Origin of the sequence: Gallaecimonas xiamenensis 3-C-1 (assembly GCF_000299915.1) — a bacterium.
GTDB classification, from domain to species: domain Bacteria; phylum Pseudomonadota; class Gammaproteobacteria; order Enterobacterales; family Gallaecimonadaceae; genus Gallaecimonas; species Gallaecimonas xiamenensis.
Genome location: NZ_AMRI01000050.1, coordinates 1 through 3,317, shown reverse-complemented (window position 1 = coordinate 3,317; position 3,317 = coordinate 1). Strand labels below are relative to the sequence as shown.

The 3,317-nt window shown below is 51.8% G+C and carries 2 rRNA genes; both read right to left on the bottom strand.

The features are described from left to right. A 5S ribosomal RNA gene (rrf, locus tag B3C1_RS19105) occupies positions 1 to 115 on the bottom strand. A gap of 115 nt (positions 116 to 230) precedes the next feature. Next, positions 231 to 3,128, bottom strand: a 23S ribosomal RNA gene (locus B3C1_RS19100). Between the last annotated feature and the right edge of the window lie 189 nt (positions 3,129 to 3,317).

Here is a 3,317-nt window from a genome sequence, read left to right as displayed (position 1 = left end):
GCCTGGCAGTGACCTACTCTCACATAGCGAATGCTACACTACCATCGGCGCAACTGCGTTTCACTTCTGAGTTCGGAATGGGTTCAGGTGGTTCCACAGCGCTATTGCCGCCAGGCGAATTCAGTATCAACAAGCCCTGGGGCTTATCGATGTCAATTCGGTAAAAGCTGATAACATGCTTCGAGGTTCTCGCCTTCTTTAGGCGTCCTACAAAACCCTTTGGGTGTTGTATGGTTAAGCCGCACGGGCAATTAGTACTGGTTAGCTCAACGTATCACTACGCTTACACACCCAGCCTATCAACGTCGTAGTCTTCAACGACCCTTTAGGAGACTCTAGGTCTCAGGGATGACTCATCTCAGGGCTCGCTTCCCGCTTAGATGCTTTCAGCGGTTATCGATTCCGAACTTAGCTACCGGGCAGTGCCACTGGCGTGACAACCCGAACACCAGAGGTTCGTTCACTCCGGTCCTCTCGTACTAGGAGCAACTCCCTTCAATCATCCAACGCCCACGGCAGATAGGGACCGAACTGTCTCACGACGTTCTGAACCCAGCTCGCGTACCACTTTAAATGGCGAACAGCCATACCCTTGGGACCGACTTCAGCCCCAGGATGTGATGAGCCGACATCGAGGTGCCAAACACCGCCGTCGATATGAACTCTTGGGCGGTATCAGCCTGTTATCCCCGGAGTACCTTTTATCCGTTGAGCGATGGCCCTTCCATTCAGAACCACCGGATCACTATGACCTACTTTCGTACCTGCTCGACGTGTCAGTCTCGCAGTTAAGCTGGCTTATGCCATTGCACTAACCTCCTGATGTCCGACCAGGATTAGCCAACCTTCGTGCTCCTCCGTTACTCTTTGGGAGGAGACCGCCCCAGTCAAACTACCCACCAGACACTGTCCTCAACCCGGATAACGGGTCTAAGTTAGAACATCAAACATACCAGGGTGGTATTTCAAGGTTGGCTCCACCCGAACTGGCGTCCGGGTTTCAAAGCCTCCCACCTATCCTACACAAGTAGGCTCAATGTTCAGTGTCAAGCTGTAGTAAAGGTTCACGGGGTCTTTCCGTCTAGCCGCGGGTACACTGCATCTTCACAGCGATTTCAATTTCACTGAGTCTCGGATGGAGACAGCGTGGCCATGGTTACACCATTCGTGCAGGTCGGAACTTACCCGACAAGGAATTTCGCTACCTTAGGACCGTTATAGTTACGGCCGCCGTTTACCGGGGCTTCGATCAAGAGCTTCACCTTACGGCTAACCCCATCAATTAACCTTCCGGCACCGGGCAGGTGTCACACCGTATACGTCCTCTTTCGAGTTTGCACAGTGCTGTGTTTTTGATAAACAGTCCCAGCCACCTGGTCACTGCGACTCTCGTCTGCTTACGGAGCAAGTCCTTCACAAACAAGAGCGTACCTTCTCCCGAAGTTACGGTACTATTTTGCCTAGTTCCTTCACCCGAGTTCTCTCAAGCGCCTTGGTATTCTCTACCTGACCACCAGTGTTGGTTTGGGGTACGGTTCCTATGCAACTGAAGCTTAGAGGCTTTTCCTGGAAGCGTGGCATCAACAGCTTCGCTACCGTAGTAGCTCGTCTCGTGTCTCGGCTTATAGGGACCCGGATTTGCCTAAGTCCCCAGCCTACGCACTTTCACATGGACAACCAACGCCATGCCTGCCTAGCCTTCTCCGTCCCCCCATCGCATTGCATAGAAGTACAGAAATATTAATCTGTTTCCCATCGACTACGGCTTTCGCCCTCGCCTTAGGAGCCGACTCACCCTGCCCCGATTAACGTTGGACAGGAACCCTTGGTCTTCCGGCGAGCGGGGTTTTTACCCCCTTTTACGTTACTCATGTCAGCATTCGCACTTCTGATACCTCCAGCATGCCTCCCGACACACCTTCAACGGCTTACAGAACGCTCCTCTACCGCTCACGCATAAGCGTGAACCCGTAGCTTCGGTGCATAGCTTAGCCCCGTTACATCTTCCGCGCAGACCGACTCGACTAGTGAGCTATTACGCTTTCTTTAAAGGGTGGCTGCTTCTAAGCCAACCTCCTAGCTGTCTAAGCCTTTCCACATCGTTTCCCACTTAGCTATGACTTTGGGACCTTAGCTGACGGTCTGGGTTGTTTCCCTTTTGACGATGGACGTTAGCACCCACCGTCTGTCTCCCGGATAGTACTCATCGGTATTCGGAGTTTGCATGGGTTTGGTAAGTCGGGATGACCCCCTAGCCCAAACAGTGCTCTACCCCCGATGGTATTCGTCCGAGGCGCTACCTAAATAGCTTTCGAGGAGAACCAGCTATCTCCCGGTTTGATTGGCCTTTCACCCCTAATCACAGGTCATCCCCTACTTTTGCAACAGTAGTGGGTTCGGTCCTCCAGTACCTGTTACGGCACCTTCAACCTGCCCATGACTAGATCACCGGGTTTCGGGTCTATACCTTGCGACTGGACGCCCAGTTAAGACTCGGTTTCCCTACGGCTCCCCTATTCGGTTAACCTCGCCACAAAATATAAGTCGCTGACCCATTATACAAAAGGTACGCAGTCACACCACGAAGGTGCTCCTACTGCTTGTACGTACAGGGTTTCAGGTTCTATTTCACTCCCCTCGCCGGGGTTCTTTTCGCCTTTCCCTCACGGTACTGGTTCACTATCGGTCAGTTAGGAGTATTTAGCCTTGGAGGATGGTCCCCCCATATTCAGTCAAGATACCACGTGTCCCGACCTACTCATCGTGTGCAACAATGATTGGCATTTCGTGTACGGGGCTATCACCCTGTATCGCGGCACTTTCCAGAGCCTTCCACTATACCAACCACTGATAAACACACTGGGCTCTTTCCCGTTCGCTCGCCGCTACTGAGGAAATCTCAATTGATTTCTTTTCCTCGGGGTACTTAGATGTTTCAGTTCTCCCGGTTCGCCTCTGCACCCTATGTATTCAGATACAGATACTTGCTTATGCAAGTGGGTTTCCCCATTCGGAAATCATTGGCTCAAGCGGTTCTTATCACCTCACCAATGCTTATCGCAGATTAGCACGTCCTTCATCGCCTCTAACTGCCAAGGCATCCACCCTGTACGCTTAGTCACTTAACCATACAACCCCGAAGGGTCTCGCTTGCGCGAAGCATGCTGACCGTTAATATCGGCATGCGGTATGTAACTAACACCTGGTTTTCGCCGGACGCTCAAATGAATTTGAGAATCTCGTATTTATTGCAGTGTTATCAGCTTTCCGAATTGTTAAAGAACTAGAAAGCCCGCTCGAGAGCGGGCTTTTCCAAA